This window comes from Sphingomonas plantiphila (genome assembly GCF_046000505.1).
Classification (GTDB): Bacteria; Pseudomonadota; Alphaproteobacteria; order Sphingomonadales; family Sphingomonadaceae; genus Sphingomonas; species Sphingomonas plantiphila.
Window position 1 is genome coordinate 180,381 of record NZ_JBELQC010000003.1, and the last position, 15,075, is coordinate 195,455.

The following is a 15,075-nucleotide window of genomic DNA, read 5'->3' on the forward strand; positions in this document are numbered from 1 at the left end:
TATCAGGGGCGGTTCGGCGGCGGTACGCGCCCGCGAATATAGGCCGTTGCGGGATGCTGCATCGGAAAGCCCGCCTGCGCCAGCCGCCCGATCAGCTGGCGCGTCCGATTGGCGATCGCAACCCGGCATGCCTCGGCGATGTCATCGTCTGCGACAGGGGCCAGCCCCGCATCTGTCCGTCGCAGAAGGCCCTCCTTCACCAGACCCTCGATATTGCGGGAAGCGGTTGCGTAGGGAAGTCCGAGGATACGGGCCGCGACGCTGGTGCGGATCGCCGGTTCGCTCGTCAGATCGTCGATGCGGGCGCGACGGCTGTGATCCGCCCAATCGATCGCCAGAAGCAGGGCCAACCGCGTCAACTGCGCTTCACGTCTGCCGTGACATTCGACCGCAGCAAGCATCAGATCCAGGGCAATGGCGATGCCCGAACGCGGGTCGTAGGCCGTGTCGGAACGTGGCCCCGGCAACGCGAAGCCCGATGCGCGACAATCTTCGATCAGGCGGACGAGTAGATCGTGAACATGATCGATCAGCCCGGCGATCCTGGGATCGGCGATGGTCTGCATCGTGACCGAAAGGCCGCCGGGCGAGCGGGTCAGAATACCCTGATCGATCAATGCGGTGGCATGGCGTCGAACGGTTTCGAACGGGCGGTCCAGCGATGCCGCAAGCGCATTGATACTTACCGGTCGCCGCCGCGCCGCCGTCTGATCGAAGGGGCCGCACGCCCGGGCCGTCGCGGCGAAGATCAGCGCGCTGTTGAGATTACCGAACGCCTCCACCGCGCCGGCCAATGCGGACGTCGTGAAGTCAAGGATGAGAAGGTCGAATGCGGACCCTTCGAGCGGCTGCGCCGCCCCGTGCTGCGGCTGCTGTTCAGGTGGCATCGTCCCGGTCCGCAGCAATGCAATCGATGAAGGAACGCAGCAAAATCTTCGATTTCTCCCGGTAGCGGGGCAGTGAGCGGGAAATGCGGACCGGCGCAATGCACCAGTTACCCATTCTGCGTCCCTGAATGTCTTCGCTTGCCCGGAATGGATAGGTTTCCCGTTACCCTTGATCGGGGGCGGCTAAAAACGCGGGTTTTACGCGCGTGTATCTACTTAAACGGGCGCAGATTCTCGCGCTAGGCGACAATCATGCCCCTGCGGGAATCAGAAGGGGCACGGCGGCGGGATGAGATATATTAAGCGAGTGCGCCCGCTCAGGTCTGGAGCTTGGCCATGATGGTCATCGCCTGCTCGCCCCCCGATTTGGGAACGATTTCGCCGGAGCGGTCGGTGATCCCGGCCCAGTGCCGGGCAACCCCCTCGGGGCTCAACTCGTCATTGGCCAGACGCACACCCTGGGTCAGGGTAAGATAGGCCGCCTGGAACACGCCGGCCCCCGCTCCGACGATTGCATTGGTCGGCGCATCGTCGCTGACCAGGAACAGCGCAGCGGGAGCCACGCTCTCCGGAGTAAAGGCCTTGAATGCCGCTTCCGGAAAGATATCCTCGGTCATCCGGGTGCCCGCGGTGGGCGCGAGTGTATTGACGCGGATGTCGTATTTGGCGCCTTCCAGATACAGCGTCTTTGCCAGTCCCAGCAGTCCGAGCTTCGCGGCGCCGTAATTGGCCTGGCCGAAGTTTCCGTACAGGCCGCTCGAGGATGCAGTCATCAGGATGCGCCCGTATCGCTGCGCGCGCATCGTTTCCCATACCGCCTTGGTGGCGTTGGCCGAGCCGTTGAGATGAACGTCGACGACGAAGCGGAAATCCTCCGGCTCCATATTCGCGAAGCTCTTGTCGCGGAGTACGCCGGCGTTGTTGATCAGGATGTGCACGCCGCCGAACGCTTCGGTCGCGCGGGCCACCATCTCCCGCATCTGGGCATAGTCGGTGACGCTGCCCCCATTTGCGAGCGCCGTGCCGCCTGCCGCTTCGATCTCGGCGACCACCGCCTCCGCGGCGTCCGAAGCGCCGGTGCCGTCGCGCGATGCGCCAAGGTCGTTGACGACGACGCGCGCTCCGCGCCGTGCGAGTTCGAGCGCATAGGCCCGACCCAATCCGCCGCCCGCGCCAGTCACGATTGCGACGCGCCCCTCGAAACCGATGCTCATATCCACTCCCGCATTGACGTTATCGTCAAGTCATAGAGTCTTTCGGGTGCAGGATACAATCGCAACGCTCACGCGATGAGGCGGTGTCGAATGGGGCGCGGTGAACTCACCGCGCCCCGAACGGTCTTCAACCGCCGCGCTGACGGCAATTGTCGTACTGGCCCTTCTTGCAGATGGGATATTCGGCCATCGGCGGGGGCGGGGGATAGGCCTCGGTCGGCGATTTGGAGGCCTGGAAGATCACCTGCTGGCCCGGCTGGGGCTGCGCGGACATCGCCGGCGTGGTCGGCTGATAGCCGCCCATCGGCTCTTCGACCGTCATGGTCTGCGAAGCGGCGGGGTCGGCAGGCGCGGTGGCATCCTGCGCGAGCGCGGCGCCGCCGGAAAGGGCAAGCGCGGCGGCAAGAGCGATCAGTTTCATCTGGGGTCTCCTGACATTCGTTACGCAATCGGAGCGCAATGCTCGGACCGCCAACGCCTCAGGCCCGGATTTTTTCCCTAGTTGCCCGCGTCGAGCGAATAGCCCGCCGATCGGACCGTTCGAATGATGTCGGGACGGTTGCCGACATTGATCGCCTTGCGCAGCCGGCGGATATGGACGTCGACGGTGCGGCTTTCGATGTCGCTGTCATGACCCCAGACCGCATCGAGCAGCCGCTCGCGCGAGAACACCCAGCCGGGATGCTCGAGGAAATGCTTGAGCAGGCGAAATTCGGTCGGGCCGAGCGGTACGACTTCGCCGCCGCGGCGGACCTTGTGGCCGACCGTGTCCATCTCGATATCGCCATAGGTCAGCGCTTCGCCGGCAAGGGCAGGGCGCACGCGGCGCAGCACCGCGCCGACTCGTGCGACCAGTTCTCGCGGGGAGAAAGGCTTGGTGACGTAGTCGTCGGCGCCGGTCTCGAGCCCGCGCACGCGATCCTCTTCCTCGCCGCGTGCCGTCAGCATGATGATGGGCACGTTCGCCGTCTCGCTCATCCGACGCAGGCGGCGGCACACCTCGATCCCCGACAGGCTCTCGACCATCCAGTCGAGCAGGACGATGTCGGGCGCGCTTTCCTTGGCGAGCAGCAGCGCTTCCTCGCCGTCCGGGGTGTGACGGACGTCGAAGTCCTCACGCTTGAAATGGTAGGTGAGAAGTTCGGCGAGCGCCGCATCATCCTCGACCAGCAGCATCCGGGCGCGGCTCATGTCAGCCCTCCGCCGCGCCGGGCGTCTCGCGCTCGGCCATATAATGGCCGGTCGCGGCGAAATAGACCATCTCTGCGACGTTGGTCGCATGGTCGCCGATGCGCTCGATATTCTTGGCGACGAACAGCAGGTGCGCGACCTCGCTGATCGTGCGCGGGTTTTCGACCATATAGGTCACCAGCGTGCGAAAGATGCTGTCGTAGAAATCGTCGAGCCGATTGTCGCGCTCGCACACCCGGATCGCCGCCTCGGCATCGCGCGCGGAAAAGGCGTCGAGCACGTCGTGGACCATTTCCGAGGCGAGCTGCGCCATCGCCGGGAGCACCGACACCGCGTCGATCCGCTCCTCGCCCTCGATATGGATCTTGGGGACGCGCTTGGCGATGTTCTTAGCATAATCGCCGATGCGCTCGACCACCGCGGCGATCTTGAGCGCGGCGACGACTTCGCGCAGATCGTCCGCCATCGGCGCGCGCAGCGCGATGACGCGGACGGCGAGCTTTTCGACCTCCGCCTCGATCGCGTCGATCGCCTTGTCCTTGTCGCGCACCTCCCGCGCGAGCGCGGTATCGTTGCGCGAGAGCGCCAGCATCGCGTCCCCGATCGCCTGTTCGGCGAGGCCGCCCATCTGCGAGATCAGCGCGCGCAGATGCTTGATGTCCTCGTCGAACGCCTTGACGGTATGTTCGTGGCCGGTCGCCATTATCCGTACCTTCCGGTGATATAGTCCTTGGTGCGCTCCTGCCGGGGCGCGGTGAAGATCTGGTCCGTCTCGCCATATTCGACAAGCGTGCCGAGGTGGAAGAAGGCGGTGCGCTGGCTGACGCGCGCGGCCTGCTGCATGTTATGCGTCACGATCACGATCGCGTATTTGCCGCGCAGCTCGTGGATCAGCTCCTCGATCTTCGCGGTGGCGATGGGGTCGAGCGCCGAGCAGGGCTCGTCCATCAGGATCACTTCGGGATCGACCGCGATGGCGCGCGCGATGCACAGCCGCTGCTGCTGGCCGCCCGACAGCGCGGTGCCGCTGTCCTGCAGCCGGTCCTTCACTTCCTCGAACAGGCCGGCGCGGCGCAGCGATCGCTCGACGATCTGGTCCATGTCGCTCTTGGAGCGCGCCAGCCCGTGAATGCGCGGGCCGTAGGCGACGTTCTCGTAGATCGACTTGGGGAAGGGGTTGGGCTTCTGGAACACCATGCCGACGCGCGCGCGCAGCTGCACCACGTCCATCGACTTATCGTAGATGTCCTCGCCGTCCAGCGTGATCTTGCCCTCGACCCGCGCGCTGGCGACGGTGTCGTTCATGCGGTTGAGCGTGCGCAGGAAGGTCGACTTGCCGCAGCCCGACGGACCGATGAAGGCGGTGACATTGTCCATGTCGACGTCGATCGAGACGTCGTTGATCGCCTGTTTCTCGCCATAGAAGACGTTGACGCCGCGCGCCGCCATCTTGGGGACCGCACCGTTGATCGCCGGTTCGGCGTTGGTCACGGCGGTGTTTGCATAATCGACTTGGGTCATCACCAGCGGGTCTCGAATCGGTTGCGAAGATAGATGGCGACGGCGTTCATCGCGAGGAGGAACACCAGCAGCACGATGATGGCGGCGCTGGTCTTCTCGACGAAGCCGCGACTGACCTGATCGGACCACAGGAAGATCTGCACCGGCAGCACCGTCGCGGGGTCGAATACGCCGCCCGGCGGGGTGACGATGAAGGCGCGCATGCCGATCAGCAGCAGCGGCGCCGTCTCGCCCAGCGCGCGCGCCATGCCGATGATCGTACCGGTGAGGATGCCGGGCAGGGCAAGCGGCAGGACATGGTGGAACACCACCTGGATGCGGCTGGCCCCGATGCCCAGCGCCGCGTCGCGGATCGACGGCGGGACCGCCTTGATCGCGTTGCGCCCGGCAATGACGATCACCGGCATGATCATCAGCGCCAGCGTCATGCCCCCGACCAGCGGCGCCGAACGCGGGAGGTGGAGGAAGTTGAGGAATACCGCGAGCCCGAGCAGGCCGAAGATGATCGACGGGACCGCGGCGAGATTGTTGATCGAGACCTCAATCAGGTCGGTCCAGCGGTTTCGCGGGGCATATTCCTCGAGGTAGATCGCCGAGAACACGCCGATCGGAAACGCGATCAACAGCGTGATCAGCATCGTCAGCAGCGAGCCCTTGAGCGCGCCCCAGATGCCGACCCCGGTCGGATCGGTGGCATCCGACCCGGTCAGGAAATCGATGTTGAAGCCCTGTTTCAGCGTGCCTTCGTCGCGCAGGCGAGCGGCGACCCGGGTCACCGCGGGATCGTTGCCATCGCCCTTCGCGGCGAGCGCGATCGGCGAGGAGGCGGGGACGTCGATCGACGCGCGCCCCTGCAGCAGCTCGGGCCGCGCCTTGAGTTCGTCGCGCACGGTCACCCACGCGCTTTCGGAGATATAGTCGGTGCCGTCAGGCCCGAAAGCCGCGACCGCCGCATTGGCGACGACGTCGTTCAGCCCGGCGCTGGCCAGCGCCAGATCGGCGCCCTTGCCGCGCAGCTGCTCGGGCGTCACCTCGAGCGCGGCGGCCTTGAAGTCGATCGGAAGCGCGATTTCCGCGCGCTGAAACCCGCCAATGCCCTGCCACAGCATCGTGACGAGCAGGAACGCGAGGAAGCCGGCCGAGCCGATGACGGCAGCCAGCCCCCAGAAGCGGAAGCGGCGCTCCTTCGCATAACGCGCGCGAATGCGTTTCTGCATCGCATCGGTCTTCCAGCCGGTCGGGGCCGCACGCGCGGGCTCCTCCGGGCCGGTCGGCAGCTGCGGGACGAGGGTCTCACTCATAGGCTTCGCGATACTTTTTGACGACGCGCAGCGCGACGATGTTGAGGACGAAGGTAATCATGAACAGCGTCAGGCCCAGCGCGAAAGCGGCGAGCGTCTTGGGGCTGTCGAACGCGGTTTCGCCGGTCAGCAGGTCGACGATCTGCTTGGTGACGGTGGTCGCACCCTCGAAGGGGTTGAGCGTGACATTGGCCGCGCCCGACGCCGCCATCACGACGATCATCGTCTCGCCGATCGCGCGGCTGACCGCCAGCAGGATGCCGGCAACCACGCCGGGCAGCGCGGCGGGGATCAGCACGCGCTTGATCGTCTCGCTGGTGGTCGCACCCATGGCGAGCGAGCCGTCGCGCATCGCCGTCGGCACCGCGGCGATCGAATCGTCGGCCATCGACGATACGAACGGAATGATCATGATGCCCATGACGAGGCCCGCCGACAGCGCGCTTTCGGCCGAGGCGAACTGGAACCCCAGCATGACCGCGAAGTCGCGGATCAGTGGCCCGACCGTCAGAGCGGCGAAATAGCCATAGACCACGGTCGGCACGCCGGCGAGGATTTCGAGGATCGGCTTCATCCACGCGCGGAAGCTGCGCGGGGCATATTGGGTGAGGTAGATCGCGCTCATCAGCCCGAACGGGATGGCGATGAGCATCGCGATGACGGCGCCAATGAAGAAGGTGCCCCAGAACAGCGGCAACGCGCCCAGATTCGCGCCGGGATCGTCGGCGCGGATGACCTGCGGGCTCCAGTTCAGGCCGAACAGGAAGTCGGTGATCGGCACGATCGAGAAGAAGCGGACGCTCTCGAAGATCAGCGACAGGAAAATGCCGAGCGTGGTCAGGATCGCGATCAGCGACGCGACCAGCAGCAGCAGCATCACCGCGCGTTCGAACTTGGTGCGCGCACGGAAATCGGGCTTTACCCGGGTGAAGGCCAGCGCGCCGAAGGCGAAGGCGAGGAGCAGCGCGATCGCGGTGCCGATCCAGTTGTAGCGGGCGATCGCCGTCGCATAGGCCGGGGCCAACTGCTCGGAGAGCGGGTAGAAGGCGCCCTGGCTGTTCCCCTGGGCGAGGCTGTAGGCTTCGTTGAGGATCGTTTCGCGTTCGAACCCGAAGCCCGGAAGCTGCGCCGCAGCGGGGGTCGACAGCACCGATTCGGTCACCAGCCCGGGGCTGATATTGGCCCAGACGACGATGAAGATCAGCGCCGGCACCACCGCCCAGGTGGCGACGTACCAGCCATGCTGGCCGGGCAGGCTGTGCAGGCGCCGTGCGGAGGAGGCGCCCGCCATCCGGCTGGCGCGCGCGCGCGCGGTCAGCCAGGCGATCAGCCCGAGGCCGAGGACGAGAAACAGGAGCGCGAAGACGTTCACCGGTCGAAGCCGCCTATCTGGTGACGAGGGGTCGAGCGAAGATGCGCGGGACTATTCAAGATCGCTGCGCTGCATCGCCGTGCCCTGCGCGATGACGTCGCTCGCCTTGGCACGATCCGCGTCCGACGACGCGATCATGCCGCGCTTGGTCAGCGGACCTTCGGGGTCCCACATCTTGATATACTGCGCCAGGAATTCGTTGATCCCCGGCACGGCCTTCAGATGCTGCTTCTTGACATAGATGTACATCGAGCGGGCGCCCGGATACTGGCCCGACGAGATCGCCTCATAGCTCGGCGAGACGCCGTTGATAGGCACGCCCTTCAGGCGACCGGCATTCTCCTCGAGATAGGAATAGCCGAACACGCCGATCGCATTGGGATTAGCCGCCAGCTTCTGAACGATCAGATTGTCGTTCTCGCCCGAGTCGACATAGGCGCCGTCCTCACGCACGCGGGTGCACAGCTCCTTGGCCTTGTCCTTGTCCTGCTTCTCGATCTCCTTGACCTCGGGATACGCTTCTTCGCAGCCGGGATGCATGATCAGCTCGTGCAGCGAATCGCGCGTGCCGCTGGTCGCGGGCGGGCCCATGATCGAGATCGGTACCGCCGGAAGCGCGGGGTTGATGTCCGACCACAGCTTGGCGGTATTGGGCTTGCCCATCGGGTTGGCCGCGAGCGCCTTATAGGCTTCGGCCAGCGTCAGCTGGATCTTCGGGCCGTTAACCGACTCGGCAAAGGCGATGCCATCCTTGCCGACCTGGACTTCCATGATGTCGGTCACGCCGTTGCGCTGGCACAGGTCGAATTCCGACGCGGTCATGCGGCGCGAGGCGTTGGTCATGTCGGGATGCTGCGGGCCGACGCCCGCGCAGAACAGCTTCATGCCGCCGCCGGTGCCGGTCGATTCGATCACCGGGGCCTTGAAGCTGCCCGAGTTGACGAACTGTTCGGCGACCATGGTGGTGAACGGATAGACGGTCGACGAGCCGACGATCTTGATCTGGTCGCGCGACGCCTGGCCGCCGCCTCCACCGCAAGCAGAAAGCGAGAGCGCGGACAGCGCGATCAGGGTGAGGCGGCGCATGTGATGATCCCCAGAATGAAATCGATTCGGCGGGACGACCTATCGGCCCCGCTCGCGCGGCCTCTGTTGCAAATCCGTGACGTTATGATGACACCGACCCAGGAATCGGGTCGGCAACCGGTGCCGTGGGCAGGAGGATGGTGACCGTCGTGCCCTCTCCCACGGTGCTCGCGATGTCGAGGCGGCCCCGGTGGCGTTCGACGATATGCTTGACGATGGCCAGGCCAAGGCCGGTGCCGCCCGCCGCGCGGCTGCGGCTCGAATCGACGCGATAGAAACGCTCGGTGAGGCGGGGCAGGTGTTCGGGCGCGATCCCCTCGCCGACATCGCGCACCGCCAGCCGCACCATCGCGGTGCCGGCACCGCGCAGCCCGACAGTGACCGGATGGCCGGGGCGGCCATATTTCATCGCATTGCCGATGATGTTGTGGAGCAGCTGCGACAGCTGGACCCGGTCGCCGCGCACCGGGGGAACGGCGTCGATGTCGAGCACGATATCGGCGGCGCGAACAGGCGCGAGTGCGGCGATTTCGTCCTTCACCTCGCCGATCAGCCGCGCGAGATCGATCGAATGATCGGGCGCGCGATATTTCTCCGCCTCGATCCGCGACAGCGACATGAGGTCGTCGATCAGCCGCTGCATCCGCCGCGCCTCGGTATCCATCACCTTGAGAAAACGCGAGCGCGTCTCGGGATCGTCGGCGGCATCCTCCAGCGTCTCGATGAAGCCGAGGATCGAGGCGAGCGGGGTGCGCAGCTCGTGGCTGGCATTGGCAACGAAGTCGACGCGGATCCGGTCTGCGGCATGCGCGCCGGTGCGGTCGCTGAGATGCACGATTCGCGTTTCGCGAGACAGGGCGCGGACGCGCATTTCCCAGCGCTGATCACGGGTTCCCAGCCCCACCAGATGGATCGGCGCGCCCGGCGCGCCGTCCTCGGGACTGAGCAGCCGCTCGGCCGCGGCCGGATGGCGGATCGCGACCCGCACATCCTCACCCAGAATATGGTCGCCGAGCAACGCGCGGGCCGCCCCGTTCGCCGCCGCCACGCGCTGCGTATCGACCACCAGCATCGGCTCGAACACCGCTTCGATCGCGTCGGCGATGTCGATGGGTGCGGGCAGGCCGGCCGGTTCGGCGGGGATGCGGGGCGTGTCCTCGGGCGGCGGGGAGGCGATCAGCGCAGCCAGCGCGGCGCCTACCAGCGCGATCGCCCCGGCCTCGGCGCCGGCGGTCAGCCAGGCGGCGATCGCGGTGGCAAGTATGGCGGCAAGGGCAAATAGCGTGCGCGGTTCGGTCAGGCTGGGCATCGGGCCATTCTAAACGATCGTGGCGAACCGGGCGAGCGTCGACGCCGACTCATGTGACGCTTGCGTGCGATTCATGTTTATGAAAGGCACTTGTGCGAGGGAAGGAGCATCATGGCCGACACCACGCCCCCCAAAGGACCGAGCCGGCGCGCGCTGATGCTTGGCGCCGCCAGCGCATCGGCGATCGTCTCGATCAAGCCGGCGCTCGCCCAGAGCGCGGGGTCGGTGCTCAATTGCGAGATCCCGGTTCCCGACGCCGGGCGCGCGGGCAACTATATCGCCGCCGACGGGTCGCTGGTTCCGGCGGGCACGCAGGGTGCGTTTCCGCCCGCAGGTCGGGCGTTCAAGGGGGAAGAGGTCAAGCAGGCGCTGAGCGGCGCGAACTTGCCCGGCACCACCTATGACCAGAGCCGCGCCTACACCAATTACATCCGCCGCCTGCAGCGCGGGACGAGCGGCTTTACCTGCTTCGCATCGCTCCAGATGCCACGCGGGTAATCCCCGCCGTGCGAACTCCCTCAACCGTCACCCCCGCGAAAGCGGGGGCCCATCTCCCGGACCTTTCACGCGACCTACGACTGTCGGTTCGTGGCGCGACGGCAGGAGATAGGTCCCCGCTTTCGCGGGGATGACGATATGGGAACAGCCATACCACGGTATCGCGCCGCGCCCGCCGCGACCCTGCGGGTCGAGCCGCTCGATGCGCTGACCCTGATCTATCACCGCGCGTCGGGCATCACCCATCTCGTAGACTCGCCGGTTCCCGAGCTGCTCGACCTGCTGTCGGGCGATCCGCTGACGCTCGAGCAGGCGCTGGCCGCGCTCGCCGATCGGTTCGATCTGGTCGATCCCGATGCCGGCGCGCTCTCCGCCCGGCTGGACGAGCTGGTCGCGTCGGGTCTGGTGGAGCGCGTGTGATGCGCCATGCCACCATGCTGCGCATCGGCCCGGTCGGTTTCCGCATCGGCAGCGACTGGCGCGCGCCGATCGCCGCGCTTGACGACCTCTATCGCGACTATCCGCAGCCGCAGGATGGAATTCCGGACTTCACCGTACGCCTGTTCGCTGCACGCTTCTGGCGGCGCTGGCTCCGCCCGGCGGTGCATCTGGGGGGCGACTTCGTGATTCCCGAAGCCGCGCCGCTGCCGCTCGCGCAGGGCGTGCTGGCCGCGGAAATGGCGATGAATTTGCAGATGGCGCTGGGGCAGCGGCGCTATCTGCTGCTGCATGCCTCAGCGGTCGAGAAGGACGGGCGCGCGCTGCTGATGACCGGCGAGAGCGGCGCGGGGAAGTCGACGCTGGCCGCATTGCTGATGGCGCGCGGGTGGCGACTGATGGGCGACGAATTCGCGCTGCTCGATCCGGCAACGGGGATGCTGCACGGCTTTCCGCGGCTGATCAGCCTGAAGAACGAAGCGATCGGGGTGATGCAGGGGGCGCTGCCCGATGCGCGCTGGGGGCCGTTGCTCAAGGGAACGCCGAAGGGCGATATCCGCCACCTCGTCCCCGATGCACAGGCGATCGCGGCAATCGACGCGCCGGCGCGGCCCGCGCTGATCCTGTTTCCCGCCTTTGGCCATGCCGTCGCCGAGCGTGCGGTCGAGCCGAGCGAGTGTTTCGTGCGGCTGACCCAGGCATCGACCAACTATGTGACTCTGGGTGAAGCGGGGTTCGATGCGCTGACCGGGCTGGTGCGCGGTGTGCCGGCGCGAGCGATCGATTATCCCGACACGGACGGGGCGATCGCGCTGGTCGAGCGGCTGTGGAGCGAATGGGCGTGAGCGGCGCGCTGGTCGCCCGCGCGTTGCGCGATCCCGCGTCGGTGTCGGCGCTCGATGCCGCGGGCTGGACCGCTTTGCTGTGCGCGGCGCGGGCGGAACAGCTGATCGGCAGCCTGGCGCACCGCGTTGCCGGACTCGAGATCCCCGAGGCGGCGGCGCGGGTATTGGAAGACGCGCGCGCGGCCGCGGAGCAGGGGCGGATGGCGGCGTGGTGGGAAGCGGAGATGGCGCGGCGCGCGCTGGCGCCGTCCGGCATGCCGGTGGTGCTGCTCAAGGGTACTGCCTTCGTCGCGGCAGGATTGTCGGCGGGGCAGGGGCGGCAGATCGGCGATCTCGACATTCTCGTCCCGCGGGAGCGGATCGAGGAGGCGGAGGCACTGCTGCTGGCGGCCGGGTGGGAATGGGTCAAGCCCGATCCCTATGACGACGCCTATTATCGCCGCTGGATGCACGAGCTGCCGCCGCTGATTCATCGCGAACGCGACCGGATGATCGATGTCCACCACACGATCCTGCCGCTGACCGCGCGGGTGACGCCCGACGCGGCGGCGCTGATCGCCGGCGCGGTGCCGCTAGGGAATGGCCTGTCGGTGCTGCCCCCCGAGGGGATGATCGTCCATGGCGCCGCGCATTTGTTCGCCGATGGCGATCTGCAGGGCGGCTTGCGCAATCTGTGGGACATCCACTGCCTCTTCAGCGAGTTCGGCGAGGATGGATTCGATCTCAAGCTGGCTGCCTGCGCGGCGCGGCACGGGCTGACGCGCGAGGTAGAACGGGCGGTGCGGCTGGCGGCGCATCTGTTTGGCGCGGGCGCGCGGCTGAGCCTTGCGGATCGCCCCTATATTCGCCGCCTGCTAGCCCGCGACGGGTGGGGGCAGCAGACGCGCAAGCTGACCGAATTCGCCTTTTACCTGCGCGGCCACTGGCTGCGGATGCCGCCGCTTATGCTGGCGAAGCATCTCTGGACGAAGTGGCGGAAAGGCTATCGCCCAGCCGGATGAGCGCCGGAACGAGTTCGTCATAGCCGTCGATCACCGCGTCCGCGCCGAGTTCCTCGACCGGCTGCATCAGGAAGCCGAAGCTGACCGCGATGCTGGGGATGCCGGCATTCTTCGCTGCCAGGATGTCGTAGATCGAATCGCCGACGAACGCCGCGCGCCCGCCGCCGCAGCGGCGCACCATCTCGTTAATCGGTTCGGGCGAGGGCTTCGAATTGCCGCGTCCCATCGTGTCGCCGCCGATCACGCAGGCAAAGCGGTGCGCCAGCGCGACTTCGCTTACCAGCTTCACCGCGAACCGTTCGAATTTGTTGGTGACGATCGCGACCTTGACCCCGCGCGCCTCGAGATCGTCGAGCGCCTCGCTCAGCCCGGCGAAGGGCACGGTGCCGCGCGACAGGTTGTCGCCATAATATTCGAGCAGCGCCGGGTAGGCCTTCGCCATCACCGCATCGTCATAGCCGCCCGATTCCTCCAACCCCTGTTTGAGCATGTTCTTCGCGCCGCCGCCGATCATCGACTTGATCCGGTCCGGGGCGAGCGTCGGGCGGTCGACCAGCGCCAGCGCATGGTTGGTCGCGGCGAGCAGGTCGGCGCTGGTGTCGAGCAACGTGCCGTCGAGGTCGAACCCGACGATGTCGAAAGGGAAATCGGGCATCGCCGGTCAAATGCCTGTACCACTATGGAAATTGCAACATGTTCATGGCAGTGCGCCCGCCGAGGGGAGTATTGCACCAATGACGACGCGCCCGATCGCCGCGATCATCCTTGCCGCCGGAAGCGGGACGCGGATGAAGTCCGACATGCACAAGGTGCTGCACCCGATCGCCGGCAAGCCGATGCTGCTGCACCTGACCGATACGGTGGCGGGTCTGTCGCCCGAACGCACCGTGGTGGTGGTCGGTGCGCGGCGCGAACAGGTCGAAGCGGCAGTTGCGCCCCGCGGCGTCGCGACCGCGCACCAGGCAGAGCAATTGGGCACCGGCCATGCGGTCGCGCAGGCGCAGACGGCGCTGGACGGGTTCGATGGCGATGTGCTGATCCTCTATGGCGATGTTCCGCTAGTGAGCGCGGAGACGATGCGTCGCATGGTCGACCGGCTGCACGGCGCGGATGCGCCGGCGGCGGTCGTGCTCGGCTTCCGTCCTGCCGACCCGGGCGCCTATGGGCGGGTGATCGCGGACGCGGACGGCCGGATCGCGAAGATGGTCGAATATAAGGACGCCTCGCCCGACGAGCGCGCCGAAACCCTGTGCAATTCGGGGCTGATGGCGGTGCGGTCGGGCGACCTGTTTGACCTCCTGGCGCGGGTCGGCAACGACAATGCCGCGGGTGAATATTATCTGCCCGACATCGTGATGCTTGCCGCGCAGGACGGGCGCGCTTCGGCGGTGATCGAGACGGGCGCGGTCGAAGTGGCCGGAGTCAACAGCCGCGCCGAACTGGCGGCGCTGGAGGCGCAGTGGCAGGCGGCGCGACGGGCGCAGGCAATGGCGGACGGCGTCACGCTGATCGCCCCGGAGACAGTGTGGTTCGCGCACGACACCGTGCTGGGGCGCGACGTGACGGTCGAGCCGAACGTCGTGTTCGGCCCCGGCGTCCGCGTGGCGGACCGCGTCATGATCCGCGCTTTCTGTCACATCGAGGGTGCGGAAATCGCGAGCGGTGCCGAGGTCGGGCCCTATGCGCGTCTGCGCCCCGGCACCGAGCTGGGCGAGCAGAGCAAGGTCGGCAATTTCGTCGAGATCAAGAAGTCGGTGCTGGGCAAGGGCGCGAAGGCCAATCACCTCAGCTATCTGGGCGATGCGCAGGTGGGTGAGGGCGCGAACATCGGCGCGGGCACGATCACCTGCAACTATGACGGCTTTTTCAAATATCCGACCGTGATCGGCGCCGGTGCGTTCATCGGATCGAACAGCGCGCTCGTCGCGCCCGTCAGCATCGGTGACGGCGCGATCGTTGGGGCGGGGAGCGTCGTCACCAAGGATGTCGAGATCGACGCTCTCGCGCTGGTTCGTCCCGAACAGACCTCGCGCGCAGGCTGGGCCAAACGGTTCCGAGCGGCGATGCGTGCACGAAAGGCAGCGAAATGAGCGACATCTACGCCGGAAAGCCGTTCCTGCGGCTGCTCGACAGCTATGTGCTCGACGCGATCGGCGAGCTGGATGCGGAGAGCGACGCAAAGCTGACCTCGATGGAGCCGAAGTTCCGCGAGCTTTTCGGCACGACCGGCGACTGGCGCTCGATGGTCGAGCAGCGCATGCGCTTTCCCGACGGCATGGCGGGCGCCATCAACGAAGTCTGGACCAAGGGGCGGACGAAGTTCATCACCGCCAATGGGCACGAGCCCGACCCCGTAGAATTTACGCGAACGTTCGTTGATACACACTTCCCGCATTGACATGATATCATGAT

At 66.6% G+C, this 15,075-nt stretch carries 17 protein-coding genes; 6 read left to right on the top strand and 11 right to left on the bottom strand.

Annotated features, from left to right (window positions below; all coding sequences use genetic code 11):
- Positions 1–2: 2 nt before the first annotated feature.
- From ABS767_RS15810 to ABS767_RS15855, 10 genes are all read right to left on the bottom strand, one after another.
- Positions 3–887 carry a Fic family protein gene (locus ABS767_RS15810; RefSeq protein WP_408080094.1) on the bottom strand — a complete coding sequence of 295 codons (885 nt, stop codon included), beginning with the start codon at positions 885–887 and terminating at the stop codon, positions 3–5.
- A gap of 317 nt (positions 888–1,204) precedes the next feature.
- Positions 1,205–2,101, bottom strand: a complete 897-nt coding sequence (locus ABS767_RS15815; RefSeq protein WP_408080096.1) for an SDR family NAD(P)-dependent oxidoreductase — start codon at positions 2,099–2,101, stop codon at positions 1,205–1,207.
- 127 nt (positions 2,102–2,228) lie between these two features.
- Positions 2,229–2,522 carry a hypothetical protein gene (locus tag ABS767_RS15820; protein ID WP_408080098.1) on the bottom strand — a complete coding sequence of 98 codons (294 nt, stop codon included), beginning with the start codon at positions 2,520–2,522 and terminating at the stop codon, positions 2,229–2,231.
- Between the two features lie 77 nt (positions 2,523–2,599).
- Complete coding sequence (gene phoB / locus ABS767_RS15825; RefSeq protein ID WP_408080100.1) at positions 2,600–3,292, bottom strand: phosphate regulon transcriptional regulator PhoB; 693 nt, start codon at positions 3,290–3,292, stop codon at positions 2,600–2,602.
- Between the two features lies 1 nt (position 3,293).
- On the bottom strand, positions 3,294–3,995 hold the full coding sequence (gene phoU / locus ABS767_RS15830; RefSeq protein ID WP_408080102.1) for a phosphate signaling complex protein PhoU: 702 nt from the start codon (positions 3,993–3,995) through the stop codon (positions 3,294–3,296).
- Entirely contained in the window at positions 3,995–4,813 is an 819-nt protein-coding gene (gene pstB / locus ABS767_RS15835; protein ID WP_408080104.1) for a phosphate ABC transporter ATP-binding protein PstB, read from the bottom strand. Before pstB ends, phoU begins: the two co-directional genes overlap by 1 nt.
- Positions 4,813–6,114, bottom strand: a complete 1,302-nt coding sequence (gene pstA, locus ABS767_RS15840; RefSeq protein WP_408080106.1) for a phosphate ABC transporter permease PstA — start codon at positions 6,112–6,114, stop codon at positions 4,813–4,815. Before pstA ends, pstB begins: the two co-directional genes overlap by 1 nt.
- A complete protein-coding gene (gene pstC / locus ABS767_RS15845) occupies positions 6,107–7,486 on the bottom strand; it encodes a phosphate ABC transporter permease subunit PstC (protein WP_408080108.1) in 1,380 nt (459 codons plus the stop codon). The genes pstA and pstC overlap by 8 nt, the downstream gene beginning before the upstream one ends.
- A gap of 51 nt (positions 7,487–7,537) precedes the next feature.
- The gene (locus ABS767_RS15850) at positions 7,538–8,572 is read right to left on the bottom strand and encodes a substrate-binding domain-containing protein (protein ID WP_408080110.1); all 1,035 of its coding nucleotides are present in this window, start codon (positions 8,570–8,572) and stop codon (positions 7,538–7,540) included.
- A gap of 82 nt (positions 8,573–8,654) precedes the next feature.
- Entirely contained in the window at positions 8,655–9,881 is a 1,227-nt protein-coding gene (locus ABS767_RS15855) for an ATP-binding protein (RefSeq protein WP_408080112.1), read from the bottom strand.
- A gap of 111 nt (positions 9,882–9,992) precedes the next feature.
- On the opposite strand from ABS767_RS15855, the gene ABS767_RS15860 reads away from it, so the two are divergent.
- From ABS767_RS15860 to ABS767_RS15875, 4 genes are all read left to right on the top strand, one after another.
- Entirely contained in the window at positions 9,993–10,379 is a 387-nt protein-coding gene (locus ABS767_RS15860; RefSeq protein WP_408080114.1) for a hypothetical protein, read from the top strand.
- A gap of 138 nt (positions 10,380–10,517) precedes the next feature.
- Positions 10,518–10,799, top strand: a complete 282-nt coding sequence (locus tag ABS767_RS15865) for an HPr-rel-A system PqqD family peptide chaperone (RefSeq protein WP_408080116.1) — start codon at positions 10,518–10,520, stop codon at positions 10,797–10,799.
- A complete protein-coding gene (locus ABS767_RS15870) occupies positions 10,799–11,662 on the top strand; it encodes an HprK-related kinase A (RefSeq protein WP_408080118.1) in 864 nt (287 codons plus the stop codon). The genes ABS767_RS15865 and ABS767_RS15870 overlap by 1 nt, the downstream gene beginning before the upstream one ends.
- The gene (locus ABS767_RS15875) at positions 11,659–12,663 is read left to right on the top strand and encodes a nucleotidyltransferase domain-containing protein (protein ID WP_408080120.1); all 1,005 of its coding nucleotides are present in this window, start codon (positions 11,659–11,661) and stop codon (positions 12,661–12,663) included. Before ABS767_RS15870 ends, ABS767_RS15875 begins: the two co-directional genes overlap by 4 nt.
- On the opposite strand, the gene ABS767_RS15880 is transcribed toward ABS767_RS15875, so the two are convergent.
- Positions 12,605–13,318, bottom strand: coding sequence for an HAD-IA family hydrolase (locus ABS767_RS15880; RefSeq protein ID WP_408080121.1), 714 nt, complete (start codon positions 13,316–13,318; stop codon positions 12,605–12,607). The two genes, ABS767_RS15875 and ABS767_RS15880, sit on opposite strands and share 59 nt — an antisense overlap.
- A gap of 79 nt (positions 13,319–13,397) precedes the next feature.
- Between ABS767_RS15880 and glmU the strand changes: the two genes are divergently transcribed.
- Positions 13,398–14,753, top strand: a complete 1,356-nt coding sequence (gene glmU, locus ABS767_RS15885; RefSeq protein ID WP_408080123.1) for a bifunctional UDP-N-acetylglucosamine diphosphorylase/glucosamine-1-phosphate N-acetyltransferase GlmU — start codon at positions 13,398–13,400, stop codon at positions 14,751–14,753.
- Positions 14,750–15,061: a hypothetical protein gene (locus ABS767_RS15890; protein WP_408080125.1), complete on the top strand. Its 312-nt coding sequence runs from the start codon at positions 14,750–14,752 to the stop codon at positions 15,059–15,061. Before glmU ends, ABS767_RS15890 begins: the two co-directional genes overlap by 4 nt.
- Positions 15,062–15,075: the final 14 nt, after the last annotated feature.

Excerpts from the sequence above, each read along its gene's own strand:
- ABS767_RS15810 (WP_408080094.1), bottom strand. The coding sequence starts at position 887 with ATGCCACCTGAACAGCAGCCGCAGCACGGGGCGGCGCAGCCGCTCGAA.
- ABS767_RS15815 (WP_408080096.1), bottom strand. The coding sequence starts at position 2,101 with ATGAGCATCGGTTTCGAGGGGCGCGTCGCAATCGTGACTGGCGCGGGC.
- ABS767_RS15820 (WP_408080098.1), bottom strand. The coding sequence starts at position 2,522 with ATGAAACTGATCGCTCTTGCCGCCGCGCTTGCCCTTTCCGGCGGCGCC.
- phoB (WP_408080100.1), bottom strand. The coding sequence starts at position 3,292 with ATGAGCCGCGCCCGGATGCTGCTGGTCGAGGATGATGCGGCGCTCGCC.
- phoU (WP_408080102.1), bottom strand. The coding sequence starts at position 3,995 with ATGGCGACCGGCCACGAACATACCGTCAAGGCGTTCGACGAGGACATC.
- pstB (WP_408080104.1), bottom strand. The coding sequence starts at position 4,813 with ATGACCCAAGTCGATTATGCAAACACCGCCGTGACCAACGCCGAACCG.
- pstA (WP_408080106.1), bottom strand. The coding sequence starts at position 6,114 with ATGAGTGAGACCCTCGTCCCGCAGCTGCCGACCGGCCCGGAGGAGCCC.
- ABS767_RS15850 (WP_408080110.1), bottom strand. The coding sequence starts at position 8,572 with ATGCGCCGCCTCACCCTGATCGCGCTGTCCGCGCTCTCGCTTTCTGCT.
- ABS767_RS15855 (WP_408080112.1), bottom strand. The coding sequence starts at position 9,881 with ATGCCCAGCCTGACCGAACCGCGCACGCTATTTGCCCTTGCCGCCATA.
- ABS767_RS15860 (WP_408080114.1), top strand. The coding sequence starts at position 9,993 with ATGGCCGACACCACGCCCCCCAAAGGACCGAGCCGGCGCGCGCTGATG.
- ABS767_RS15865 (WP_408080116.1), top strand. The coding sequence starts at position 10,518 with ATGGGAACAGCCATACCACGGTATCGCGCCGCGCCCGCCGCGACCCTG.
- ABS767_RS15870 (WP_408080118.1), top strand. The coding sequence starts at position 10,799 with ATGCGCCATGCCACCATGCTGCGCATCGGCCCGGTCGGTTTCCGCATC.
- ABS767_RS15880 (WP_408080121.1), bottom strand. The coding sequence starts at position 13,318 with ATGCCCGATTTCCCTTTCGACATCGTCGGGTTCGACCTCGACGGCACG.
- glmU (WP_408080123.1), top strand. The coding sequence starts at position 13,398 with ATGACGACGCGCCCGATCGCCGCGATCATCCTTGCCGCCGGAAGCGGG.
- ABS767_RS15890 (WP_408080125.1), top strand. The coding sequence starts at position 14,750 with ATGAGCGACATCTACGCCGGAAAGCCGTTCCTGCGGCTGCTCGACAGC.